Origin of the sequence: Streptomyces changanensis (genome assembly GCF_024600715.1) — a bacterium.
GTDB classification, from domain to species: domain Bacteria; phylum Actinomycetota; class Actinomycetes; order Streptomycetales; family Streptomycetaceae; genus Streptomyces; species Streptomyces changanensis.
The window spans coordinates 732,743-757,383 of the sequence record NZ_CP102332.1 but is presented as its reverse complement, the minus strand read 5'-3'; the positions used below and the strand labels follow the sequence as shown (position 1 = coordinate 757,383).

Here is a 24,641-nt window from a genome sequence, read left to right as displayed (position 1 = left end):
GGCCGCCTCAGCCCTGGTTCGCGGTGCGGTACGCCTTGGCCGCGGCCGCCTCCAGCCGCGCGGCGGTGGCCGCGGGGTCGGACGGGTCGCGCAGGAAGTCCTGGAGGATCTTCCACTCACCGGCGCCCTTCGTCCCGCCGAACGCCGCCGGCGCCTGGTCCGACATGTCGAACCGGACGGAGTCCCCGGCCTCCACGAGGGACTTGGCGGTCGCCCGCAGCGTGGTGTCGCCGTACGCGCCGAGGTCGAGGCCCTTGTTCGGGGAGATGAAGCCGCCCTCGGCCGCCCAGACCGCGGCCGCCTGAGGCGTCGCGAGGAACTCCAGGAACGCCATCGCGGCCTCCTGGTTCCTGCCGTCCTTCAGGACGACGGCCGCGTCACCGCCGCTGACGACCGGCGCGGCTCCGGTACCGACCGGCGGGAACGGGAAGAACGTGGCGTCCTCGCCGATCTTCCGGCCGAACTCGGTCGCGGCGATCCCGGCCACGAAGTCGCCCTCGTAGACCATCCCGGCCCCCGGCTTCGGGCCGAAGACCTTCTCGACCGAGCCGGGGAAGTCGGTGGCGAGGGCGCCCTTGCGGCCGCCGGCCAGCAACCGGTCGTCGGAGAAGAGCGCGGAGAGCGTCGTGAGCGCCCGGACCACGCTGGGGTCGGTCCACGGGATCTCGTGCCGGGCGAGCCGGTCGTACTTCTCCGGCCCCGCCTGCGACAGGTAGACGTTCTCGAACCAGTCGGTCAGCGTCCAGCCGTCCTCGCCGGCCACCGAGAAGGCCGGCAGGCCCGAGTCGGCGACCGTGCGGCCGGCGGCGAGCATCTCCTCGTACGTCCGGGGCGGCTTGACCCCCGCCTGGTCGAGGGCCTCCGGGCTGTACCAGACGGTCGACTTGTTGGACGCCTTGAAGTACAGGCCGTACAGGGTGCCGTCGACGGAGCCGTACTCCTTCCACACCGGGGCGTACCCGGCGTCGACCGACTTCCCGACCTTCTCGGAGAGCGGCCTGAGCCACTTGCGGGCGGCGAACTGCTGCAGGACCCCGACCTGCGGGACCATCACCACGTCCGGGGCGTTGCCGCCCTCGATCTTGCTGCCGACGACGGTGGAGACGTTGTCGCCGGTCGACACGAACCGGGTCTGGGCTCCGGTCTTCTCGGTGAAGGCGTCCAGCACCTTCTGGAAGTTCCTCTGCTCGGCGCCCGACCAGACGCCGGCGACGGTCAGGGTCTTCCCGGCGAGGTCCTTGCCGCCGCCGCCCGCCGCGGTCACCGGGTCGCCGCCGCAGGCGGTAGTGCCCAGGGCGAGGGCGAGGGTGAGGGCCGAGCAGCAGGCGGTGGTGAAGCGTCGTCTCATCATGTCCGTACCTTTCGAAGGGGTTCGGGGTCGGGAGGGCGGTGGGACGTCAGGGGGTGGGGGAGGGGGCGCCGTCGGAGATCCACCAGGCGGCGGTGGAGCCGGGCAGCGTGCCGGGCGGGCACGGCCCGCTCGACAGGAGCGGGAGCCCGGCGGCGGGGGAGGGCACCGGCGCGGTGCCGAAGTTCACGGCGCACACCAGACCCTCGCCGCGTTCGAAGGCGAGGACGCCCGGCGGCGCCTCGAGCCAGCGCAGCGGCCCCTCGCCCAGCTGGGGCAGGCCGCGCCGCAGTTGGAGGCCCTCGCGGTACAGGTGCCAGAACGAGCGGGTGTCGGCGAGCGCGCGGTCCGTGGCGTGCTCGGCGAACCAGCCGGGCTGGGGCAGCCACGGACGCGCCTCGGCCCCGGCGCTGAACCCGAACGGCGAGGCGTGCCCCGACCACGGCAGCGGCACGCGGCAGCCGTCGCGTATCCGGGCGCGGCTGCCGGTCCTGCGGAAGATCGGGTCGGTGAGCACCTCGTCCGGCAGGTCCACGACCTCCGGCAGGCCCAGCTCCTCGCCCTGGTAGATGTACGCGGCGCCGGGCAGGGCCAGCATCAGCAGGGCGGCGGCGCGGGCGCGGGCGGCGCCGAGCCCGCTGCCCTCGGTGCCGGACTCCCCGTACCGGGTGACGGTGCGGACCTGGTCGTGGTTGTTCAGCACCCAGGTGACGCTGGAGCCCGTGCCGGCGATGTCGCGCAGCGCCTCGTCGATGACGCCGCGGAAGGCGGCGGCGTCCCAGGGCGCGCCCAGCAGGTCGAAGAAGAACGCCTGGTGCAGCTCGTCGGGGCGAACGTACAGGGCGTGCTCGCGGGCCGTCGGCACCGAGACCTCGCCGACGAGCAGCCGCTCGCGGCCGTCGCGGGCGGTGTACCCCTCGCACACCGCCCGCCACCGGCGCCACACGTCGTGCACCTCGGGGCGGTTCCAGGCGAGCGGGTTGACGGAGTCGCGGGTGCGGGCGTCGGCCTCGGGGTCGGGGGAGTCCGGCAGGTCCGGGTGCTTGAACAGGCCGGCCGCCACGTCGATGCGGAAACCGTCCACGCCGCGGTCCAGCCAGAACCGCAGCACCTCCTCGAAGTACGCGCCGACCTCGGGTTCGCGCCAGTTCAGGTCGGGCTGCTCGGGGGTGAACATGTGCAGGTACCACTGGCCGGGCGTGCCGTCCGGTTCGGTCACCCGGCTCCACGCGGGCCCGCCGAACATCGCGTGCCAGTTGTTCGGCGGCTCGCAGCCGCCGGGCCCGCGGCCGTCGGCGAAGTGGAAGCGGGCGCGGGCCGCGGAGCCGGGCGGGGAGGCGAGCGCCTCGCGGAACCAGGGGTGCTCGCTGGAGCAGTGGTTCGGGACGACGTCCAACAGCACCTTGATCCCCAGCCGGTGGGCGTCGGCCACCAGCCGCCCGAACTCGGCGAGGTCGCCGTAGACCGGGTCGACGTCGCGGTAGTCGGCGACGTCGTAGCCGTGATCGTGCTGCGGCGAGGGGTAGAAGGGGCTCAGCCAGACACCGTCCACGCCGAGCTTCTTCAGGTACGGCAGACCGGTGCGGACGCCGGCGAGGTCGCCGATGCCGTCGCCGGTGCTGTCGAGGAAGCTGCGGACGTACACCTGGTAGATCACCGCGTCGCGCCACCAGGGGTGCGTGAGGCGGTGCGAGAGGCCGTCGCCGGCCGGGGCTGTGAGCATCACCCGTTGACCTGTTCTGCGTGAAGGGTGCGCGCCGCTCAGAGGAGCAGGCGTTATGCATGCATGTTAGGTAGCACGGTTCACCTCGTGTCAACGACGAAGTTATAAACACCGGCCGGTTGCCGGTATTTGCGGTGGTTTGACCCTGGCCGGACATGAAGAAAGGCGCTGAAGGGCAGCGCCGGTTGCCTAACGGGTAACTAGAGTGGGGAGGGTGCGGGTGGTGGGGGGTGAGTGGTCAGCCGCGGCGGGCGACCGCGTCCAGCTCCGCCGCGAGGCGCCGCACCGCGGCCCCGGGCGTCATGCGCTGCGCCAGCGCGTCGTGCAGCACGGCCTGCACGGCCAGGCTCACCTGCTGGTAGCGGGGGCTCTCGGGCCGCGGCCGGGCCGCCAGCACGCTCTCCCGCAGCGCCGGCAGGTACGGGAACCGCTCCACCAGCGCCGCGTCCCGGTACAGCGCGGCCCGCACGGGCGGCAGGGCGCCCTCCGTCAGGACCCTGCGCTGTACGGCGTCGCTCGTCAGGTACGCGATCAGGTCCGCGGCCGTCTCCGCGTGCCGCGCCCGCTGCGACACGGCGAGGTTCGACCCGCCCAGCACGCTCGTCCCCGGCCCGTCCCGACCCGGCAGCGGCACCGCGCCGAAGCGGCCCGCGACCTTCGACCCGGGACCCGAGGCGCCCGCCCAGGCGTACGGCCAGTTCCGCAGGAACAGCAGCCCGCCGTCCTGGAAGGCCCGCCGGGACTCCTCCTCCGTGTACGTGAGCGCCTCGCGGGGGATCCAGCCCTCCCGCACGCCCCCGGCCAGGAACGCCACGCCCGCGCGCGCCGCCGGCGAGTCCACGGCCACCCGCCCGCCCTCGCCGTCGAGGACGGCGCCGCCCGCCGAGTACACCGCCTCCGTGGCGTTGACCGTGAGGCCCTCGTACGGCAGGAACTGGCCCGCGTACCCCTCCAGGCCGTGGCGCGGCGCGAGCGTCCGCGCCTGCCGCGCCAACTCCGCCCAGGTGCGCGGCGGCCGCTCGCCCTCCGCCCGGAGCACGTCCGCGCGGTAGAACAACATCCCGGCGTTGGTCACGTACGGCACGGCGTACAGCCGCCCCTCGTACGTCGCGGTGTCCACCACCGGCGGCAGGAACCCCTCCAGGGCGAACCGCCGGCGCTCCAGCGGGGCGATCCAGCCGGCCGCCGCGAACTCCGACGTCCACGCCACGTCGATGTTGAGCACGTCGAAGCGGCCGCCGTCACCCGACCGCAGATCGGTGATCATCTGCGCGCGCGTCTCGTCCGCCGAGTCGGGCAGCTCCACGAGCGTCACCCGCTCCGCGGGCCGCCGCCGGTTCCAGTCCTCCAGCAGCGGGCCGAGGTAGCCGGTGAGGTCGCCCGCCGTGGCCAGCGTCACCGGGCCGCGTCCGCCCTCCCGCCGCCCCTCGCCGGGCACGCCGGACGCCACCGCCGCCACCAGCAGCAGGGCGGCGACCAGGAGACCCCTACCCGCGGCACGCGTCCACCGCATAGGTTCCTCCCTGTGGCACCGGCACCGGACGTCCTCGTCAGGTCAGGGGCATGTATACCTGTTAGGCATTGCGCGATACTAGGGCGCACAGCACATCGAGCCCGTATCGCGACCGAAGGAGAGCCCCCGCGTGCGCATGCAGCTGCTCGCTCTCCTCGCCGGCGGGCCGGCGCACGGGTACGAGCTCAAGCAGGACCTTGAGCAGCTGTTGGGCGCCGCGTACCCTCAGCCCAACGTCGGCCAGGTCTACGTCACCCTCGGCCGGCTGGAGAAGACCGGGCTCATCGAGGGCGAGGAGGTCGCCCAGTCGAGCCGGCCCAACAAGAAGATCTACCGCCTCACCGCCGCGGGCCGCGAGGCCCTGCACGCCTGGTTCGAGGAGACCGCGGACGAACCCCGGGTGCGGGACGAGTTCTTCATGAAGCTCGCCCTCGCCCCCCGCACCGGCCTCGCCGACCAGATCACCCTCATCAACCGACAGCGACGCGAGTACCTCAGGACCATGCGCACCCTCTCCAAGCTGGCCGCCACCGAGAACCGGGACAACCGCACGGCCCACCTGCTCATCGAGGGCGCCATGCTCCACCTCCAGGCCGACCTCGACTGGCTGGAGCGCTGCCAGGAGGAGCTGGAAGGGACGGAGGGACCGCGATGAGCGACACCCCCGCCCCCACGCCCGCGCCCACCGCGCCCCCGCCCCTCCTGGAGGCGCGCGGACTGGTCAGGACCCACCACGGCGAGGGCGGCCCCGTCCACGCCGTCCGGGGCGTCGACCTGACCGTGCGGCGCGGCGAGTTCGTCGCCGTCACCGGCCCCTCCGGCGCCGGCAAGTCCACCCTGCTGCACCTGCTCGGCGGGCTCCAGCGCCCCGACGCCGGCACCATCCGCCTCGACGGCGAGTCCACCGACGGTTACACCGAGGCCCGCTGGGCCGTGGACCGCCGCCGCAGCATCGGCTTCGTCTTCCAGTTCTTCAACCTGGTCTCCAACCTCACCGTCGCCGACAACGTCGAGCTCCCCGCCCTGCTCGCCGGGGCCTCCGCGCGCCACGCCCGTGCCGAACGGGAACGGCTCCTCGACGAGCTCGGCCTCGCCGCCAAGGCCCGCAGCATGCCCGGCGAGCTCTCCGGCGGCGAGCAGCAGCGCGTCGCCCTCGCCCGCGCCCTGGTCAACCAGCCGCGCCTGCTCCTCGCCGACGAGCCGGCCGGCAGCCTCGACAGCAAGGGGACGCGCGAGGTGATGCGGCTCCTCGCCCGCTTCCACCAGCGCGGCCAGACCATCGTCCTCGTCACCCACGACGCCCGGCTCGCCAGTGTGGCCGACCGCGTGATCAGCTTCTTCGACGGCCGTGTCACCGACGACGTCACCTTCGCCGACGAGGGCGCCACCGGTCCCGCCCGCGTCGTCGAGCCGAGGGACTGACCGCCGTGCGGGCCATGCTGCGCTGGGCACACGCCGACCTGCGGACCCACCGCGGCGAAGCGCTCTTCCTCGTCTCGGCCACCGCCGGGATCGTCGCCTCGCTGCTCGTCGCGGCGGCCCTCTTCGGCTACGCCACCAACCCCTGGCAGCGGGTCTTCGCCCAGTCGCACGGCGCCCACGTCTGGCTCCACACCGGCCGTACCACCGACCCCGCCCGCCTCGCCGACCCGGCGCGTACCGCCGATCCCGCCCGCCTCGCCGCGCTCGACGGTGTCGCCGCCGTCGCCGGCCCCTACGACACCGTCGCCACCACCGTCGCCTCCCGCGGTGCCCGCGCCGCCGTCGAACTGCGCGCCGCCCCCGCCCGGCCCCCCGCCACCGGCCGCCCCCTCGTCACCGCCGGCCGCTGGCTCGACCCGGCGGCCCCCGACGGCGTCGTCCTGGAGAGCGGTCTCGCCGCCGCCCTAGTCGCCGGGCCAGGCGACACCCTCACCCTGCCCGGCGGCACCGCCCGCGCCCTGACCGTCGTCGGCGTCGCCGACACCGCGGAACCCCGCTACCGCCCCGGCGAGCGCGCCGGCACGGTCTGGGCGACCGCCGACACCGTACGCGCCACCCCCGGCCGGCCCGGCCGCGTCACCGGACTGCGCCTCACCGACGGCGACGACGCCGAGTACGCCGTCCAGCGCGCCGTCACCGCTCTCGGCGCCGGCGCCGTCACCGACGTCACCCACTGGCAGCAGGCCCGCGCCGAGGCGCAGGGCGACACCCGGCTCCTCGGCCGGGTCCTCGGACTCTTCGGGCTCGGCGCGCTCGCCGCCGCAGCGCTCGCCGTGTTCGGCGCGATCAGCACCCGCGTACGCGGCCACCTCCGCGACATATCCGTCCTCAAGGCCATCGGCTTCACTCCCGGCCAGGTCGTCCGCGTCTTCGTCGCCCAGCACCTCGCCTACGCCGTCCTCGGCGCGGCCCTCGCCACCACGGCCGTCCAGGCGCTCGGCAGCCGGCTCCCCGGACGGCCCGGCGACGCCGTCGGCGTCTGGCAGGGCCTGCCCGGACACACCGCCGCGCTGCTCGGCGTCCCCGTCGTCGTCGTCGCCCTCATCGGCGCCGCCACCGGCCTCGCCGCCTGGCGCGCCGGACGCGTGCCCCCCGTACCCGCCGGATCCGCGGCCGCCGCCGCGGCCGGACGCGGCCTGTCCCGGCCCGCGCGCCGCGCGCTCGCCCTGCCCGGCGTGCCGGCCCCGCTCGTCCTCGGCTGGCACCGCGCCTTCGGCCGCGGCCGCCAGGCCCCGGCGACCGTCGCCCGGCTCGCCCTGCCCCTGCTGCTGATCACCGTCGTCCTCGGCGCGTGGACCACCATCGAACGCTTCGACACCCGGCCCGAGCAGCTCGGCCTGCCCGCCGCGCTCACCGCCCGCCCCGCCGACGGCCTGGGCGACCGCGAGGCACGCGCCCTCCTGCAGCGCAGCCCCGACGTGCTCGCCGCCCACCGCGGACTGGAGGTCGCCGCGCTCGTCCCCGGCCAGACCGGCACGATCGCCCTGCGCGGCCTCGGCACCCGGCAGGACCCCTACCCGTACACCGTCGCCGAGGGCCGACCGGCCGCCGGACCGGACGAGGCGGTGGCCGGGCAGGGCCTCCTCGACCTGCTCGGCGTCGGGGTCGGCGACTGGGTGCGGCTCACCGTCGGCGGCCGGCCGCAGGTGCTGCACATCGTCGGCCGCAGCATCGAACCCGGCAACGGCGGCCGTACCGTCTCCACGTCCCTCGACACCCTCCGCGAGAACGACCCGGCCCTCGAACCCACCGTCTACCACCTGCGGCTACGCCCCGACGCCGACCCCGCCGCGGTCCGCTCCGAGCTCCTCCGGGACGCGCGGGGCCGCCTGGACATCCACGAGGTCTCCGGCCCGGCCGACCGGCTGGCCGCCCTGCGCGGCGTGGCGGCCGGACTCATCGCCGTCCTCGCCCTCATCGGCCTCACCGAGGTGTCCACCGCCATCGGCGGCGCCGTGCGCGACGGCGAGCGCGACCTGCTCGCCCTGAAGGCCGTCGGCCTGTCGCCCCGGCAGGTCACCGCGGTGACGCTCACCGCCGTCGGCCTCACCACCCTCACCGCGGCCGCCGCCGGCACGGCCCTGGGCGTACCGCTCGCCCACTGGCTCATCGACCAGGAGGGCCGCACCAGCGGCGTCGGCGCGGGCATCGCCCACGGCCCGACACCGCTGCACCTCCTGGCGCTCATCGTGACCGCCGTCGCCGGCGCGGTCGCCCTCGCCGTCCTCCCCGCCGCCCGGGCCACCCGCCGCCGCCTGGTGGACACCCTCAGCGCGGTCGCGTGACCCGCCACGGTGCTGTACCGAATCAGGGAATCCCGGACGAGAAGGGGCGACATGCGCCCTTCCTCAGGGAACTCACGGCGCCGTAGGAGCCGGTCGGGCGCCGTCGCGGCCGCCCTCGCCGCGGCCGTGGGCCTCGCCGGGCCGGTGCCGACCGCGACCGCCGGCGAGCCGGATCAGGGCAGGCCGCGCGGACCGGTCGTGCTGCGCGTCATCGACGGTGACACCGTCGAGGTGCGGGGCGACGGCAGGGTCATCCCCGACGGCACCATCGCGCGTGTCCGCCTGCTGGAGGTCGACGCCCCCGAACGGGGTGACTGCCCCAGCCGCGAGGCCACCGCCCGGACCGCCGAATTCCAGCCCGTCGGCAGCAGGCCGCGCACGGAGCGCGTCGTCGAGCTCAAAGACCGCTTCGACCGGTACCTGCTGTACGTCCGGAACGACAGGGGCGTCGTCGTCAACGAGTCCCTCGTCCGCGGCGGCCACGCCACCAGCGTGCTGTTCGAGCCGAACGACAAGCACGGGAAGACGATGACCGAGGCCCGGGCCGCGGCCCGCCAGGCCGGCGCGGGCCTGTGGTCCGCGTGCCCGGCCCCCTGACGACTGTCAGGCCCCCGGCAGCCGCGCCTCGATCGCCGCCACCAGCTCGGCCGCCTCCGGCTCCGTGCGCGGACGGAAGCGGGTGACCTCGCCCTGCGGGGAGATCAGGAACTTCTCGAAGTTCCACTGGACGTCCCCGGCCTCGCCGTCCACGTCCGCGGTCTTCGTCAGCTCCGCGTACAGCGGGTGCCGGCCCGGGCCGTTGACGTCCGTCTTCTCCAGCATCGGGAACGTCACGCCGTACGTCGCCGAGCAGAACGCGCCGATCTCCTCCGCCGTGCCCGGCTCCTGGCCGCCGAACTGGTTGCACGGCACGCCCAGCACCGTGAAGCCCCGGGCGCCGTACGTCTTCTGGAGCCGCTCCAGGCCCTCGTACTGCGGGGTCAGGCCGCACTTCGAGGCGACGTTGACCACCAGGACCACCTTGCCCTTGTACTCGGCCAGGGTCGTCGCCTCACCGGACAGGCTGTGCAGCGGGATGTCGTACAGGGTCATGCGGGACTCCTCCTCGAAGGGGCACTGCCAACAGGGTCGATCAAAACATGCCCCGCCTGGTAGACAGGCGGGTGTGGACCAGGAACAGCCTCCGCTGGAGACCGAGCTCGTCGCCCCCGGCCCAATGCCGGTGCGGTGCCGGCTGTGCGGGCGGCCGCTGACCGGCGCCGCCTCCCGGCGCACCGGCCTCGGGCCCGCCTGCGATGCCAAGCTGCATCCGGCCGGGCCCGACATCAGGACGCGGCGCCACGAGGTCGACCAGGAGGCGCTGCCGGGCCTGTGACGCTCAGTGGCGGCGGAACAGGCCCTCCTGGACCACCGACACCAGCAGCCGGCCCCCGCGGTCGTAGATGCGGCCGCGTGCCAGGCCCCGCCCACCCGTCGCGATCGGCGACTCCTGGTCGTACAGGAACCACTCGTCGGTGCGGAACGGGCGGTGGAACCACATCGCGTGGTCCAGCGACGCCATGTCGAAGCCCCGCGGGCCCCACAGCGGCTCGATCGGGATGCGGACAGCGTCCAGCAGGGTCATGTCGGAGGCGTACGTCAGGGCGCACGTGTGGATCAGCGGGTCGTCGCCGAGCGGGCCCACCGCGCGCATCCACACCGCGCTGCGCGGGTCGGCCTCCGCGACCTCCTCCCGCGTCCAGCGCAGCCGGTCGACGTAGCGGATGTCGAACGGCTGGCGGCGCGCCATCCGTTCCAGCGACTCCGGCAGCGCGCCCAGGTGTTCGCGGATCTCGTCCGTGACCGAGGGCAGTTCCTCCGGCGGCGGGAAGTCCAGCCGCGGCGGCAGCTGGTGTTCGAAGCCCGCCTCCTCCGGCTGGTGGAAGGAGGCCGTCAGATTGAAGATCGTCTTGCCCTGCTGGATCGCGGTGACCCGGCGGGTCGTGAACGACCTGCCGTCCCGGACCCGTTCGACCTGGTACACGATCGGCACGCCGGGGATGCCCGGCCGCAGGAAGTACGCGTGCAGCGAGTGGACCGGCCGGCCGCCGTCCGTCGTCCGGCCGGCGGCGACCAGGGCCTGCCCGGCGACCTGTCCGCCGAAGACCCGTTGCAGGGACTCCTGCGGGCTGGCACCGCGGAAGATGTCGACCTCGATCTGCTCCAGGTCGAGCAGGTCGACGAGTCTCTCGGCGGGGTTCGTCATCCGTGGGTCCTCTCAGAGCTGGCCGACGTCGGTGACGCGGAGGACCGCGCGGCCCTCCTCGTCCGAGGCCGCCAGGTCCACCTCCGCGCTGATGCCCCAGTCATGGTCGCCGTTCGGGTCGGCGAAGGTCTGCCGGACGCGCCACAGGCCGTGTTCCGCGTCCTCCTCGATGGACAGCAGCTTCGGGCCGCGCGCGTCCGGGCCGGTGCCGAGGTCGTCGTACTCGTCCCAGTACGCGTCCATCGCCTCCGCCCACCGCTCCTCGTCCCAGCCGGACTCGCCGTCCATCGCGCCCAGTTCGGCGAGCTGGTCCAGCGCCGCCAGCTCCACGCGGCGGAACAGGGCGTTGCGCACGAGGACCCGGAAGGCGCGGGCGTTGGCCGTGACGGGCTTGACCTGGTCGGCCTTCTCCTGCGCCTCCTCGGCCGTCTCCACCTCGGGGTTGGCCAGCTGCTCCCACTCGTCCAGCAGCGAGGAGTCGACCTGCCGCACCATCTCGCCCAGCCAGGCGATCAGGTCCTCCAGGTCCTCCGTCTTCAGGTCGTCCGGGATGGTGTGGTCCAGCGCCTTGTACGCGGACGCCAGGTACCGCAGCACGATGCCCTCGGTCCGCGCCAGCTCGTAGTGGGACGTGAACTCCGTGAAGGTCAGCGCCCGCTCGTACATGTCACGGATGACGGACTTCGGCGAGACGGGGTGGTCGCCGACCCACGGGTGCGACGTCTTGTAGGTGTTGTACCCGTGCCACAACAGCTCTTCCAGCGGCTTGGGGTACGAGACGTCCTGGAGCCGCTCCATCCGCTCCTCGTACTCGACCCCGTCCGCCTTCATCGCGCCGACCGCCTCGCCGCGCGCCTTGTTCTGCTGGGCGGCGAGGATCTGACGCGGGTCGTCCAGCGTGGACTCGACGACCGACACCATGTCGAGGGCGTACGAGGGGGACTCCGGGTCCAGCAGGTCGAACGCGGCGAGCGCGAACGTCGACAGCGGCTGGTTGAGCGCGAAGTCCTGCTGGAGGTCGACGGTGAGCCGGATCCTGCGCCCCTCGGCGTCCGGCTCGGCCAGCTGCTCCACGACGCCGCCGTCCAGCAGCGAGCGGTAGATCGCGATGGCGCGGCGGATGTGGCGCAGCTGGTTCCTGCGCGGCTCGTGGTTGTCCTCCAGCAGCCGGCGCATGGCGGTGAAGGCGTCGCCGGGGCGGGCGATCACCGACAGCAGCATGGTGTGCGTGACGCGGAAGCGGGAGGTCAGCGGCTCCGGCTCGGAGGCGATCAGCTTCTCGAAGGTGTTCTCGGTCCAGCCGACGAACCCCTCCGGGGCCTTCTTGCGGACCACCTTGCGGCGCTTCTTCGGGTCGTCGCCCGCCTTGGCGAGCGCCTTCTCGTTCTCGATGACGTGCTCGGGCGCCTGCGCCACCACGAACCCGGCCGTGTCGAAGCCCGCCCGGCCGGCACGGCCCGCGATCTGGTGGAACTCGCGGGCCCGCAGCGTGCGCACCCGGGTGCCGTCGTACTTGGTCAGCGCCGTGAACAGCACCGTGCGGATGGGGACGTTGACGCCGACGCCGAGGGTGTCCGTCCCGCAGATGACCTTCAGCAGGCCGGCCTGGGCGAGCTTCTCCACCAGCCGCCGGTACTTGGGCAGCATGCCCGCGTGGTGCACGCCGATGCCGTGCCGCACGTACCGCGAGAGGTTCCTGCCGAACGTCGTGGTGAAGCGGAAGCCGCCGATCAGCTCGGCGATCCGGTCCTTCTCCTCGCGCGAGCACATGTTGATGCTCATCAGCGACTGCGCCCGCTCCACGGCCTGCGCCTGCGTGAAGTGGACGATGTAGACGGGCGCCTGCTTGGTCTCCAGCAGCTCCGTCAGCGTCTCCGTGATGGGCGTGAGCCGGTATTCGTACGAGAGGGGGACCGGCCGCGTCGCCGAGCGGACCACCGCCGTCGGGCGGCCCGTGCGGCGGGTGAGGTCCTTCTCGAACATCGACACGTCGCCGAGCGTCGCCGACATCAGCACGAACTGCGCCTGCGGCAGCTCCAGCAGCGGGATCTGCCAGGCCCAGCCGCGGTCGGGCTCCGCGTAGAAGTGGAACTCGTCCATGACGACCTGGCCGATGTCGGCGTTCTTGCCGTCGCGCAGCGCGATCGAGGCGAGCACCTCCGCCGTGCAGCAGATCACCGGGGCGTCGGCGTTCACGGACGCGTCGCCGGTGAGCATGCCGACGTTCTCGGTGCCGAAGAGCTTGCACAGGTCGAAGAACTTCTCCGACACGAGCGCCTTGATCGGCGCCGTGTAGAACGTCACCTGGTCGTTGGCGAGCGCCGTGAAGTGGGCCCCCGCCGCCACCAGGCTCTTGCCGGAGCCGGTGGGCGTGGACAGGATCACGTTGGCGCCCGAGACGACCTCGATCAGCGCCTCCTCCTGGGCCGGGTAGAGGGAGATGCCACGGCCCTCCGCCCAGGACGAGAAGGCCTCGAAGAGGGCGTCGGGATCGGCGGTCTGCGGCAGCTGATCGATAAGGGTCACGACCCCATCTTGCCTGGCTTCCCCCGTGAAGCGGGAACCGGCCACCGGCACCAAGATCACGAGCGGTAGCCTGTGCCGTCAACTCGGCACCACCACACGACCACGGGGGCGGCACGCACATGATGGGACCGGCGCACTCACTCTCCGGGGCGGCGGCCTGGCTCGGCGTGGGCGCCGCCACCGCGGCGGCCGGCCACGCCATGCCGTGGCCGGTCCTCGTCGTCGGAGCGCTGATCTGTGCCGGTGCGGCCCTCGCCCCCGACCTCGACCACAAGTCGGCGACGATCTCGCGCGCCTTCGGACCGCTGTCCAAGTGGGTGTGCGAGGTCGTCGACAAGCTGTCCTACGCCGCCTACAAGGCCACCCGCACCCGCGCCGACCCGCGCCGGAGCGGCGGCCACCGCACCCTCACCCACACCTGGGTGTGGGCGGTCGCGATCGGCGCCGGCGCCTCGGCGCTCGCCGTCCAGTGCGGCCGCTGGGGGGTCCTCGCGCTCCTCTTCGTCCACGTCGTCCTGGCCGTCGAGGGCCTGCTGTGGCGGGCCGCCCGGGTCTCCAGCGACATCCTCGTGTGGCTGCTGGGCGCGGCCGGCGCCTGGATCCTCGCGGGCATCCTGGACCAGCCCGGCAACGGCGCGAACTGGCTGTTCGAGGCGCCGGGCCAGGAGTACCTGTGGCTGGGGCTGCCCGTCGTGCTCGGCGCGCTGGTCCACGACGTCGGTGACGCGCTCACCGTCTCCGGCTGCCCGATCCTGTGGCCGATACCGATAGGCGGCAAGCGCTGGTACCCGATCGGGCCCCCCAAGGTGCTGCGCTTCCGGGCGGGCAGCTGGGTCGAGGTGCGGGTGCTCATGCCGGTGTTCATGGTGCTCGGCGGCGTGGGCGGCGCCTTCGCGCTGGGCCTGGTCTGACCCCGCCGGGCGCGTGCGCCCCGGCGGGGGACCGGGCGGGGGCGGTGTCCGGCGGGGGAGCGGGGCGGTGTCCTGCCGGGGAGCCGGGCGGGGGCGGGGCGCCGGTGCTACCCGTGCCAGGACCTCCACAGCGCCGCGTACGCCCCGTCCGCGGCCACCAGCGCGTCGTGGCCGCCCAGCTCGGTGATCCGGCCGCCCTCCACCACCGCGATCAGGTCCGCGTCGTGCGCGGTGTGCAGCCGGTGCGCGATGGCGACGACCGTACGCCCCTCCAGCACCCGGGCCAGGGAGCGCTCCAGGTGCCGCGCGGCCCGCGGGTCGAGCAGCGACGTCGCCTCGTCCAGCACCAGCGTGTGCGGGTCCGCCAGCACCAGCCGGGCCAACGCCACCTGCTGGGCCTGCGCCGGGGTGAGCCCCTGCCCGCCCGAGCCGACCTCCGCGTCGAGACCGCCCTCCAGCGCCCGCGCCCAGCCGTCGGCGCCGACCGCGGCCAGCGCCGACCACAGCTCGCCGTCGTCCGCCCCGGCCCGCGCCAGCAGCAGGTTGTCCCGCAACGACCCGACGAAGACGTGGTGCTCCTGGTTGACCAGCGCCACGTGCTCCCGGACCCGCTCGGCGGGCATCCGCGCCAGCTCCGCCGCCCCCAGCGTGACCCGGCCGGAGCCCGGCGCGTAGATGCCGGCGAGCAGCCGGCCCAGAGTCGACTTGCCGGCGCCCGACGGGCCGACCAGCGCGAGCCGCGTCCCGGGCGGTACCCCGAGCGACACGCGGTGCAGCACGTCGACGCCCTCCCGGTAGCCGAAGCGCACCTCGTCCGCCCGCACCTCGCGCCCCTCGGGCCGCACCGACGCGTCCCCCGCGTCCGGCTCGATCTCACGCACGCCGACCAGCCGGGCCAGCGACACCTGCGCCACCTGGAGCTCGTCGTACCAGCGCAGGATGATCCCGACCGGCTCCACCAGCATCTGCGCGAGGAGCGCCCCGGTGGTCAGCCGGCCGACGTCCAGCCAGCCCTGGAGCACGAACGCCCCGCCGATCAGCAGCACGGAGGCGAGCACCGTGGTGTGGGTGAGGCTGATGACCGGGAGGAACACCGAGCGCAGGGCGAGGGTGTACCGCTCCCACGCCGTCCACTGCCCGATCCGACGGTCGGAGAGCGCCACGCGGCGCGCCCCGAGCCGGTGCGCCTCCACCGTGCGGCCCGCGTCGACCGTCTCGGTGAGCGCGGCGGCCACCGCCGCGTACCCGGCGGCCTCCGAGCGGTACGCGGCGGGCGCCCGCCGGAAGTACCAGCGGCAGCCCACGACGAGCAGCGGCGCCGCCACCAGGACGCACAGCGCCAGCGGGGGCGCGGTCACCGCGAGCCCGCCGAGCAGCAGGCCCGCCCAGACCACCCCGATCGCCAGCTGCGGCACCGCCTGCCGCATGGCCTCGGCCAGCCGGTCGACGTCGGTGGTGACGCGCGACAGCAGGTCCCCCGTCCCCGCCCGCTCCAGCACGCCGGGCGGCAGCCGGACCGACCGGACGAGGAAGTCCTCGCGCAGGTCCGCCAGCGTCTCCTCGCCGAGCATCGCCCCGCGCAGCCTCACCAGCCGCACGAACAGCGTCTGCACGGCGAGCGCGACGGCGAACAGGAACAGGGTCCGCCCGAGGTGCAGTCGGTCCGCCCCGGCCGCGAGCCGGTCCACCAGCGAGCCGAGCAGGTACGGGCCGGTCATCGAGGCGACGACCGCCACGGCGTTGACCGCGACGAGCAGCGTGAACGCCCGCCGGTGGCGGCGCAGCAGCTCCCGCACGTACCGGCGCACGGTGGCGGGGCTGCCGACGGGCAGCGTGGTGGCGGACCGCGGCGCCGCGGGGTCGTACTGCGGTGGTACCAGGCCGGGGCCGGTCATGCGGACTCCTCCCGTCCGGGGAGTGGTGCGGTTCGGGCACGGGCGGCGGACTCGGCGGACGCGGGCTCCGCGGCGGCGGGCACGGGCACGGCCTCGGCGCCCGGTACGGGCACGGGGACAGCGCCCGGCGGGGTGCCGGCGTCGGCCGGTGCGCCGGTGCGCGTGCCGGTGGCGGTGCCGGTGGCGGTGCCGGTGCCGGTGGCGTCGGGCTCGGTGCCGGGCTGGGTGCCGGGCCCGGTGTCGGGGTCGGTGTCGCGCTGGGCGTCGGGGTCGGGGTCGGGCTCGGTGTCGCGGGAGACGACCGCCCGGTAGCGCGGCTCGGTGCGCAGCAGCTCCCGGTGGGGGCCCGCCGCGAGCGCCCGCCCCCGGTGGACCAGGACCACCCGGTCGGCCACGTCCAGCAGCAGCGGCGACGAGGTGAACACGACCGTCGTGCGCCCCTCGCGCAGCCGCCGGATCCCGGCCGCGACCGCCGCCTCGGTGTGCGAGTCCACCGCCGACGTCGGCTCGTCCAGCACCAGCACCGGTGGGTCGGTCACCAACGACCGGGCCAGGGCGAGCCGTTGGCGCTGCCCGCCCGACAGGGACCGGCCGCGCTCGGTGATCGGGGTCTCCATCGGGTCGCCGTCCGGCTCGGCGGACGCCTGCGCCAGGGCGTCCAGCACGTCCCCGCACCGGGCGGCCTCCAGCGCCCGGGCGGCGGTCACCGCACCGGACGAGGGCACGTCCAGCAGCTCCCGCAGCGTCCCCGACAGCAGCACCGGGTCCTTGTCCTGTACGAGCACCGCGGTGCGGGCCACCGACAGGGGCAGCCCGTCCAGCGCGACGCCGCCCACGAGAACCGGTACGTGCTCCGCGCCGCCGTCGGCCGGATGGCCGCCCAGCCTCTCCGCGAGCCGCCCGGCGGCGTCCGGGTCGCCGCACACGACGGCGGTGAACCGCCCGGCGGGGGCCCGCAGACCCGTCAGCGGGTCGTGCAACTCCCCCTCCGGCGGCCGGGACCCGCCCTCACCCGACGGCAGGGACCCGCCCGCGTGCCGTGGCAGGGGCCCGTCCCCGCCCGGCGGCACGGTCATGCCCCCGCCTCGGACCACGGCCGCGCCTGCGTCGGCGTCCGGCGGGACGGCCCCGCTCGGCGGGACGGTCCCGCCGCCGGTCCCCGGCCCCGTGCGCGACAGCGCCAGCACCCGCGCGGCGCGGCGCGCCGAGGGCCGCGAGAACGAGTAGGCCATGGCGATCTCCTCGAACTGGCGCAGAGGGTGCTGGATCAGCAGCACCGCCCCGTACACGGCGACCAGGTCGCCGACCGCGATCCGCCCGTCCAGCGCGAGCCGCGCCCCGTGACCCACCACGCCGATCAACAGCAGTCCCGGCAGGACCACCTGTACGGCGGCGATCAGCGCCCACGAGCGGGCACTGCGCACGGCGGCGCCGCGCACCTCCTGCGAGGCGGTGCGATAGCGGCCGAGGAACAGTTCCTCGCCCCCGATGCCGCGCAGCACCCGCAGTCCGGCGACCGTGTCGGTCGCCAGCTCCGTCGCCCGCCCCGCCTTCTCGCGCTGCTCGTCGGCGCGGCGGGTCGCCCGGGGCAGCAGCGGCAGGGGCGCCAGCGCCAGTACCGGTACGGCCAGCGCGACGACGGTGCCGAGGGCGGGCTCGTACAGCACCAGGCCGGTGCAGACGGCGACCAGCGTGGCGGCCGCCGCGGCGAACCGGGACAGGGCCTCCACGAACCAGCCGATCTTCTCGACGTCAGCGGTCGAGACGGCCACCACCTCACCGGCCGCGACCCTGCGGGTCAGCACGGAGCCCAACTCGGCGGCCTTGCGGGCGAGCAACTGCTGCACGCGGGTCGCCGCGGTGATCCAGTTGGTCACCGCGGTCCGGTGCAGCATCACGTCCCCGACGGCGATGGTCACGCCGAGCAGGGCGATCAGCCCGCCCGCGAGCGCGAGCCGGCCACCCGACCCGTCCACGACCGCCTGGACGGCGAGGCCGACGCCCACCGGCAGCCCGATGATGCCCAGGTTCATCACCAGCCCCCAGCCGAGCGAGGCGAGCTGCCCGCCCAGCTGGCGCCTGCCCAGCCACACCAGGAAGCGGGCACCGGAACGGACGTCGGGTTCGCCGGGGTCGGCGTACGGGAGGTGGCGGATCTGCATGGCGTCCCAGACATTCTCGGCAGGTGCGGGCGGGGGCGAGGGGTCGGCCGGGCGGGTGGGGCGGGGACGGAAACGGCGGTCGACGGCGGAGGCGGCGGGCAGGGCGGAAAACACCGCCGACGGCCGGGGCGCGGCGGAGACGTGCCAGGTTCACCCCGCCGACGGGCCCGGGGCAAAGGGTTTTCCGCCGCCGCGCACGGAACGCGCCAACGCCGCGCCCCGTCCCTGGCGCCCGACACCGTCCGGCGCTTCACTTCCGCCCCATGAGACGACGCGCAGTCATGAGCACGCTCAGCGCCCTGGCGCTCGCCGCCGGCGCGCTCCTCACCGGCCCGCCGGCCGCCTCCGCCGGCCGACACCCGCACCCACCAGCCGAGTTCGGCACCGACTGGCACGACCCGCTCACCGCCGCGCCCCCGGTGCACCGGCCGCGCGGGGTGCCCTCCTGCGAGGTCACCGTCGCCCGGGCGCAGTTCCGCGACTTCACCCCCTACCGTGGCGCCTACACGCCACCCGAGGGGTGCGGCGACCGGTGGAGCGCGGTCGTCCTCCGGCTCGACGGCCGGGTGCGGGGACGCCAGTACGACCGGCTCGGCCACCTCGCCGTCGGGGGCGTCGAGGTCCTGCGCACGTCCACGCCCCAGCCGTCCCCCGACGGCATCGCCTGGTCGGTGGAGAAGGACGTCACCCGCTACAGCGACACCCTGAGCCGGCCCCAGCCGGTCGAGATGCTCATCGGCAACGTCGTCGACGACACCCACACCGGCGTCATCGACGTCACCGTGACCCTCACCTTCTACGCCGCCCCCGGCGGTACCGCCACCCCCGGCGGCCGTACCGTCCCCGACCCGGCGGCCACCCCGGAGCTCGTCCTCCCGCTCGGCGACGGCGGCTCCGTCACCACCCCGCGCAACACCGAACGGATCCTCGCCGAGGTGTACGCCACCGGCTCGGGCGGCGGCTGTGAGGAGTACTGGTACCTGACCGTCCCCACCGGTGCGCCCTACGGCTGCACCGCCGACGGCGGCCCCCACCGCGAGGTCCGCGTCAGCGTCGACGGCCGGCTCGCCGGCATCGCCGCGCCCTTCCCGACGGTCTGGACGGGCGGTTGGTCCAACCCGTTCCTCTGGTACGTCGTCCCCGGCCCCCGGGCCTTCGACGTCCAGCCGGTGGTCCTCGACCTGACGCCGTTCGCCGGGCTCCTCAACGACGGCCGCCCGCACCGCGTCGAGGTGACCGTCGCGGGGGTGCCGGCCGGACGGCCCGGCTGGAGCACCCCGACCAACCTGCTGCTGTGGCGGGACGAGGGCCGCGCGGTCGTCACCGGTGCCCTCACCCGCCACGAGGACGGCGGCGCCACCGGAACCTCCCGCCACACCCCCGGCGCCGAGCACCGCGTCGACACGGCGGCGGCCCACCGGCTCACCGTGGCCGGATACGTCGACACCTCGCGCGGCAGGACCGCCACGACCGTCGCCCGCGCGCTCACCCACACCTCCGTCCACCGCTGGGGCGCCGACGAGAACCCCGACGCCCTCGACGCCACCTGGACCGACCACGAGACCGTCACCGCGGGCGGCGCGACCACGCGCACCCGCAGGACGTACACCATGGACGGCACGACGACCGTCGGCGCCGGCGACCGGCTGCGGACGGAGCTGACCCTCGGCGACCACGCCCACACCGTCACGACCCGCGGCGGCCGGCCGCCCTCCTGGTCACGGCTGGACGACACGTACACCGGTGACGCGACCTACACGACGGGCGTCCCACGCGACCAGCGCCACGCGGTCGGCACGTCCGCCGAGCGCTACCGGCTCCGCGGCTCAGCCGGCTGCCACGACCGCCTCCTGCGTACCGCGCAGGGGGTGGTGACGGAGGACCGCACACGCTGCTGAACCCGCCGCCGCGACCGCCCCGCCCGCCCCGCCGCGCCCCTCCGCACGCCCCCACCGCACCAGCGGGGCGGGGGCGCGGGCGGGAGCGGCGCGGGCTACGCCTCGGCCGGGCGCTCCGAGTCCACCCCGGGCCGCGGACGGCGCCACTCGCCGCGGGTGAAGTCCGGGAAAGCCATGGGCGCGCCCTGGGCCCGGATCGAGGCGTGGCTCAGCGGCACCGGCGCCGTCCAGGTGGCGGCGTCGTAGACGTCGAAGTCGGGTACGAGACCCAGCCGCATGACTTGCGTCAGCCGGTACACCATGAGGTAGTCCATGCCGCCGTGCCCGCCCGGCGGGTCGGCGTGCTCCCGCCACAGCCAGTGGTCGAACTCCTCGGCGTAGACCGAGAAGTCGCCCCACTGGTGGTCCTTGTGGTCCGGCTCGACGTAGACGCGGGCCGGGTAGTCCTCGAAGACCCCGCGGGTGCCGCCCAGGCTGTTGACCCGGCTGTACGGGTGCGGCGTGGACACGTCGTGCTCGAGCCGGATCACCCGGCCCTTCGCGGTCCGCAGCATGCTGACGGTGCGGTCGCTCCCGACGTAGGACTCCTTCCGGCTGGGGTGGTCCGGCGGCATGTGGGCCGCCCGGTACTCGGCCAGCCCCAGGGCGGGCGTGCCGAAGCTGCTGATGCCGACCACGCGGTCGCCCCGGTTGACGTCCAGGTAGTTGGCGACGGGCCCGAAGCCGTGGTTCGGGTACAGGTCACCGCGCAGCCGGGTGTGCCACAGCCGCCGCCACGGCCCTTCGTAGTACGTCGGGGAGAACAGCAGCTCGCGCAGGTCGTGGTGGTACGCGCCGGCGGCGTGCAGCAGCTCGCCGAACTTCCCCGCGTGCGCCATGCGCAGCACGCGCGTCTCGTTCCTGCCGTAGCAGCAGTTCTCCAGCTGCATGCAGTGGCGCCGCGTCCGCTCCGACAGGTCGACCAGGGCCCACAGCTCGTCCAGGGTCATCGCCACGGGGCACTCGACGCCGACGTGCTTGCCGTTCAGCAGGGCGGTCCGCGCCATCTCGAAGTGGAGCTCCCACGGGGTGGCGACGTACACGAGGTCGACGTCGCCGCGCTCGCACAGCCGCGCGTAGGCGCCGTCCCCGTGCGTGTACACCGCCGGTGCCGGCTGCCCGGCGGCCACCACCTTGGCGGCCGCCCGGGCCGCCTTCTCCCGGACCGGGTCGCAGACGGCGGTGACCCGCGTGCCGGGGACGGCGAGGAACAGGTCGATCATGCTGTCGCCGCGGTTCCCCAGCCCGACGATCCCGACCCGTACGGTGCTGCGCCGCTCGAACGGCACGCCCGCCATCGTGGCGCCCTGGCGGGGTGGCGGCGCGGGCTCCGCCGGGCCCGCCGCCGTCCCGCCGGCGGGGCGCGGGGCGGCCGCCGCGGCCGGTGCGCCGCCGAGGGCGGCGAGGCCGAGTCCGGCGCCCGCCGCGCCCGCCGTGGTCCGCAGCACGCCGCGGCGTGAGGGCGCGGCGGGGACCCGGGGGCCACCGGGCACCGCGTCGTCGCCGGGAACCGAGTCGCTCATGGAACCTCCAGTACATGACGTGCACGGCTGGTTCACGTGTCCCGGGAAGGACCCTGGCCGCCCGGCCGGGGGCGCGCAAGGGAGAGGATCGGCCTTCCGTGGCGCGCGCGTGCGCCGGGGACCGTGAGCGGCCGGATCCGGGCGCCCGTACCGGGTGGGCGCGGCGGGTGCGGCCGGAGGCGGGCGGCCGGGGACGTCGGCGCCGGCCCCGGCGGGTAACGCTGCCGTGTGCCCGTGTGCCCGTGTGCCCGTGTGCCCGTGTGCCCGTGTGCCCGTGTGCCCGTGTGCCGGGGCGGTGCCGGGTGCCGGGGGCGGTGCCGGGCGGGGGTGAGTCCGGGGCGAGGGCCCGGGGGGATCGCCGAGGACCTGCCCGTACCGCGCGGGCGGGGCGGGCGGCCGTCCCGCCCCGGCGGCGCGCGGTGCTCAGCAGCGCTGGTCGGACACCCCGTCGACCAGGGCGGACAGCAGCCCGCCGAGCACCTCGCGCTGGTCGGTGGTCAGGGGGGCCAGGACGTCCTCCGCGGCGGCCCGGCGCGCGCTCCTCAGCCGCCGCAGCGTGGCGCGGCCCTCCGAGGTGAGCTCGATCCTGATCACCCGGCGGTTGGCCGGGTCGGGAACGCGGCGCACCCGTCCGCTCGCCTCCAACCCGTCGACCAGGCTGGTCACCGCCCGGGGCACGACCTCGAGGCGCTCGGCGAGGTCGGCCATGCGCGGCGGCGACTCGTAGTGCGCGACCGTCCGCAGGAGGCGCGACTGGGCGGGGGTGATGCGGATGTCCACGGCCTCCAACTGCCGCTTCTGGCTGCGGTGGAGCCGGCGGGTCAGCCGCAGCAGCTGCTCGGCGAGGAGGCCGTCGGCGTCGGGTGCGTTCATAATCGGCAGGGTAGCAGGAGTATGTTCACTGTTACCTGTACTCACAATGAGCTATGCTCTCCGGCGCAGGCGCGTTCCGTGGCCGCGGGACACGACGACCTCTCGAAGGAGCCATGCGTATCCACGCCGAGTCCACCTGGACGCCACCACCCCACGACCCGGACCAGCCCCCGGCGCAGATCCGGCGCATCCTCCGGCTCTTCCGGCCGTACCGCGGTCGCCTGGGTTTCGTGGGCCTGCTCGTCGGCGCCTCCTCCCTGGTGGGGGTCGCCTCGCCGTTCCTGCTGCGCGAGATCCTCGACACCGCCATCCCCCAGGGCCGCACGGGGCTGCTGACCCTCCTCGCGCTCGGCATGATCCTCACCGCGGTGGTGACCAGCGTCTTCGGCGTCCTGCAGACACTGATCTCCACCACGGTCGGGCAGCGCGTCATGCACGACCTGCGCACCGCCGTCTACGCCCAGCTCCAGCGCATGCCGCTCGCCTTCTTCACCCGGACGCGGACGGGCGAGGTGCAGTCCCGCATCGCGAACGACATCGGCGGCATGCAGGCCACGGTCACGTCGACCGCGACGTCCCTCGTCTCCAACGTCACCGCCGTCCTCGCGACGATCGTCGCGATGCTCGCGCTGGACTGGCGGCTGACGGTCGTCTCGCTGCTGCTGCTGCCGGTCTTCGTGTGGATCAGCCGCCGGGTGGGTCGCGAGCGCAAGGCGATCACGACCCAGCGGCAGAAGCAGATGGCCGCGATGGCGGCGACGGTGACCGAATCGCTCTCCGTCAGCGGCATCCTGCTGGGCCGCACCATGGGCCGGGCGGACTCCCTGACCCGCTCCTTCGCCGACGAGTCCGAGCGCCTGGTCGACCTGGAGGTCCGCGCCTCCATGGCCGGCCGGTGGCGGATGGCGACCATCACCATCGTCATGGCCGCCATGCCCGCCCTGCTGTACTGGGCGGCCGGCCTGGCCCTGCGGGCCGGCGGGCCGACGATCTCCATCGGTACGCTCGTCGCCTTCGTCACGCTCCAGCAGGGACTGTTGCGCCCCGCCGTCAGCCTGCTCTCCACCGGCGTGCAGATCCAGACCTCGCTCGCGCTCTTCCAGCGGATCTTCGAGTACCTGGACCTGCCGGTCGACATCACCGAGACCGAGCGGCCCGTGCGCCTGGAGCGGATCCGCGGCGAGATCCGTTTCGAGGACGTCGCCTTCCACTACGACCGGGGCGACGAGAAGAGCGGCCCCACGCTCGACGGCATCGACATCACCGTTCCCGCGGGCAGCAGCCTCGCCGTGGTCGGCGCCACCGGCTCCGGCAAGTCCACCCTCAGCTACCTGGTGCCCCGGCTCTACGACGTCACCGACGGCCGCGTCACGCTCGACGGGGTCGACGTGCGCGAGCTCGACTTCGACACCCTCGCCCGCGGCGTGGGCGTCGTCTCCCAGGAGACGTACCTCTTCCACGCGTCCGTCGCCGACAACCTCCGCTTCGCCCGGCCGGACGCCACGGACGCCGAGATCGAGGCCGCGGCCAGGGCCGCGCAGATCCACGACCACATCGCCTCGCTGCCCGACGGCTACGACACCCTCGTCGGCGAGCGCGGCTACCGCTTCTCCGGCGGCGAGAAGCAGCGCCTCGCCATCGCCCGGACCATCCTGCGCGACCCGCCCGTCCTCATCCTCGACGAGGCGACGAGCGCCCTGGACACGCGCACCGAACAGGCCGTGCAGCAGGCGATCGACGCCCTCTCCGCCGGGCGGACCACCATCACCATCGCCCACCGGCTCTCCACGGTGCGGGCCGCCGACCAAATCGTCGTCCTCGACGCCGGCCGCATCGTCGAGCGCGGCAGCCACGCCGAGCTCCTCGCCAAGGGCGGCCGGTACGCCGCCCTCGTCCACGGCGACGCCCGCATGGACACGAACGGCGCGCACACGGCGGCGCCGCCGCCCCCCTGGGACGGGGGAGCGGCGGCGCCGGACGGAGCGAGCGTCAGACCAGCCAGCCCACGAAGTGGAGGACACCGGCGAGCAGGTTGGTGATGAGGTTCATGGGGTGGGACTCCTTGTGCGTCGTGCATGTGTGTGGGACTCGCGCCCTCGCGGTCTGCAGCCCGTCGCTTGCGCACCGTAAGCATCCTGCGCCGCATCCGTGCGGAGCAACGGCTTCCGCTGCCGACCACACGTTCCAGCGAACATCCGATCCCGCGTTCGCTTGTTCG

17 protein-coding genes and 1 pseudogene are annotated in these 24,641 nt (G+C 74.7%); 8 read left to right on the top strand and 10 right to left on the bottom strand.

Annotated elements, in window-relative coordinates:
- Positions 1-7 precede the first annotated feature (7 nt).
- The 3 genes from NRO40_RS03215 to NRO40_RS03205 all read right to left on the bottom strand — a co-directional run bounded on the left by NRO40_RS03215 (position 8) and on the right by NRO40_RS03205 (position 4,584).
- Positions 8-1,351, bottom strand: coding sequence for an ABC transporter substrate-binding protein (locus NRO40_RS03215; RefSeq protein ID WP_058944130.1), 1,344 nt, complete (start codon positions 1,349-1,351; stop codon positions 8-10).
- 46 nt (positions 1,352-1,397) lie between these two features.
- On the bottom strand, positions 1,398-3,071 hold the full coding sequence (locus NRO40_RS03210; RefSeq protein WP_058944131.1) for a glycoside hydrolase family 13 protein: 1,674 nt from the start codon (positions 3,069-3,071) through the stop codon (positions 1,398-1,400).
- Positions 3,072-3,309: 238 nt separating this feature from the next.
- Positions 3,310-4,584, bottom strand: a complete 1,275-nt coding sequence (locus NRO40_RS03205) for an ABC transporter substrate-binding protein (RefSeq protein ID WP_058944132.1) — start codon at positions 4,582-4,584, stop codon at positions 3,310-3,312.
- Between the two features lie 130 nt (positions 4,585-4,714).
- Here NRO40_RS03205 and NRO40_RS03200 point away from each other — a divergent pair, with 130 nt between their 5' ends.
- The 4 genes from NRO40_RS03200 to NRO40_RS03185 are packed head-to-tail and all read left to right on the top strand — an operon-like array spanning position 4,715 to position 8,948.
- Positions 4,715-5,239 (top strand): PadR family transcriptional regulator, encoded by a 525-nt coding sequence (locus NRO40_RS03200; protein ID WP_058944133.1) that lies wholly within the window; start codon positions 4,715-4,717, stop codon positions 5,237-5,239.
- Positions 5,236-6,006 carry an ABC transporter ATP-binding protein gene (locus NRO40_RS03195; RefSeq protein ID WP_058944134.1) on the top strand — a complete coding sequence of 257 codons (771 nt, stop codon included), beginning with the start codon at positions 5,236-5,238 and terminating at the stop codon, positions 6,004-6,006. The genes NRO40_RS03200 and NRO40_RS03195 overlap by 4 nt, the downstream gene beginning before the upstream one ends.
- A 5-nt stretch (positions 6,007-6,011) precedes the next feature.
- Positions 6,012-8,351 (top strand): ABC transporter permease, encoded by a 2,340-nt coding sequence (locus NRO40_RS03190; protein ID WP_058944135.1) that lies wholly within the window; start codon positions 6,012-6,014, stop codon positions 8,349-8,351.
- A 51-nt stretch (positions 8,352-8,402) separates the two neighbouring features.
- Entirely contained in the window at positions 8,403-8,948 is a 546-nt protein-coding gene (locus NRO40_RS03185) for a thermonuclease family protein (protein WP_079047347.1), read from the top strand.
- A gap of 6 nt (positions 8,949-8,954) precedes the next feature.
- Here the strand turns inward: NRO40_RS03185 and NRO40_RS03180 are convergent, their stop codons facing one another.
- Complete coding sequence (locus NRO40_RS03180) at positions 8,955-9,443, bottom strand: glutathione peroxidase (protein WP_058944137.1); 489 nt, start codon at positions 9,441-9,443, stop codon at positions 8,955-8,957.
- A 124-nt stretch (positions 9,444-9,567) separates the two neighbouring features.
- Here NRO40_RS03180 and NRO40_RS03175 point away from each other — a divergent pair, with 124 nt between their 5' ends.
- Entirely contained in the window at positions 9,568-9,726 is a 159-nt protein-coding gene (locus tag NRO40_RS03175; RefSeq protein WP_232791199.1) for a DUF6011 domain-containing protein, read from the top strand.
- A 3-nt stretch (positions 9,727-9,729) separates the two neighbouring features.
- Here NRO40_RS03175 and NRO40_RS03170 read toward each other — a convergent pair whose 3' ends face one another.
- Together NRO40_RS03170 and NRO40_RS03165 are read right to left on the bottom strand one after the other, a co-directional pair.
- Complete coding sequence (locus NRO40_RS03170) at positions 9,730-10,596, bottom strand: acyl-CoA thioesterase (protein WP_058944139.1); 867 nt, start codon at positions 10,594-10,596, stop codon at positions 9,730-9,732.
- A gap of 12 nt (positions 10,597-10,608) precedes the next feature.
- Positions 10,609-13,182, bottom strand: a complete 2,574-nt coding sequence (locus NRO40_RS03165) for a DEAD/DEAH box helicase (RefSeq protein ID WP_079047348.1) — start codon at positions 13,180-13,182, stop codon at positions 10,609-10,611.
- Positions 13,183-13,241: 59 nt separating this feature from the next.
- On the opposite strand from NRO40_RS03165, the gene NRO40_RS03160 reads away from it, so the two are divergent.
- Entirely contained in the window at positions 13,242-14,033 is a 792-nt protein-coding gene (locus NRO40_RS03160; protein WP_058944141.1) for a metal-dependent hydrolase, read from the top strand.
- Between the two features lie 107 nt (positions 14,034-14,140).
- Here the strand turns inward: NRO40_RS03160 and NRO40_RS03155 are convergent, their stop codons facing one another.
- Together NRO40_RS03155 and NRO40_RS03150 are read right to left on the bottom strand one after the other, a co-directional pair.
- A complete protein-coding gene (locus NRO40_RS03155; RefSeq protein WP_058944142.1) occupies positions 14,141-15,928 on the bottom strand; it encodes an ABC transporter ATP-binding protein in 1,788 nt (595 codons plus the stop codon).
- A 275-nt stretch (positions 15,929-16,203) separates the two neighbouring features.
- Positions 16,204-18,090: pseudogene (locus tag NRO40_RS03150) on the bottom strand (ABC transporter transmembrane domain-containing protein); the annotation flags it as partial.
- Positions 18,091-18,353: 263 nt separating this feature from the next.
- On the opposite strand from NRO40_RS03150, the gene NRO40_RS03145 reads away from it, so the two are divergent.
- Positions 18,354-19,988, top strand: coding sequence for a peptide-N4-asparagine amidase (locus NRO40_RS03145; RefSeq protein WP_058944144.1), 1,635 nt, complete (start codon positions 18,354-18,356; stop codon positions 19,986-19,988).
- Positions 19,989-20,083: 95 nt separating this feature from the next.
- Here the strand turns inward: NRO40_RS03145 and NRO40_RS03140 are convergent, their stop codons facing one another.
- Together NRO40_RS03140 and NRO40_RS03135 are read right to left on the bottom strand one after the other, a co-directional pair.
- Positions 20,084-21,550 carry a Gfo/Idh/MocA family protein gene (locus NRO40_RS03140; protein ID WP_257375323.1) on the bottom strand — a complete coding sequence of 489 codons (1,467 nt, stop codon included), beginning with the start codon at positions 21,548-21,550 and terminating at the stop codon, positions 20,084-20,086.
- 423 nt (positions 21,551-21,973) lie between these two features.
- Complete coding sequence (locus NRO40_RS03135; RefSeq protein WP_058945091.1) at positions 21,974-22,423, bottom strand: MarR family winged helix-turn-helix transcriptional regulator; 450 nt, start codon at positions 22,421-22,423, stop codon at positions 21,974-21,976.
- Between the two features lie 113 nt (positions 22,424-22,536).
- Between NRO40_RS03135 and NRO40_RS03130 the strand changes: the two genes are divergently transcribed.
- Positions 22,537-24,462 carry an ABC transporter ATP-binding protein gene (locus NRO40_RS03130; protein WP_058945090.1) on the top strand — a complete coding sequence of 642 codons (1,926 nt, stop codon included), beginning with the start codon at positions 22,537-22,539 and terminating at the stop codon, positions 24,460-24,462.
- Positions 24,463-24,641 lie beyond the last annotated feature (179 nt).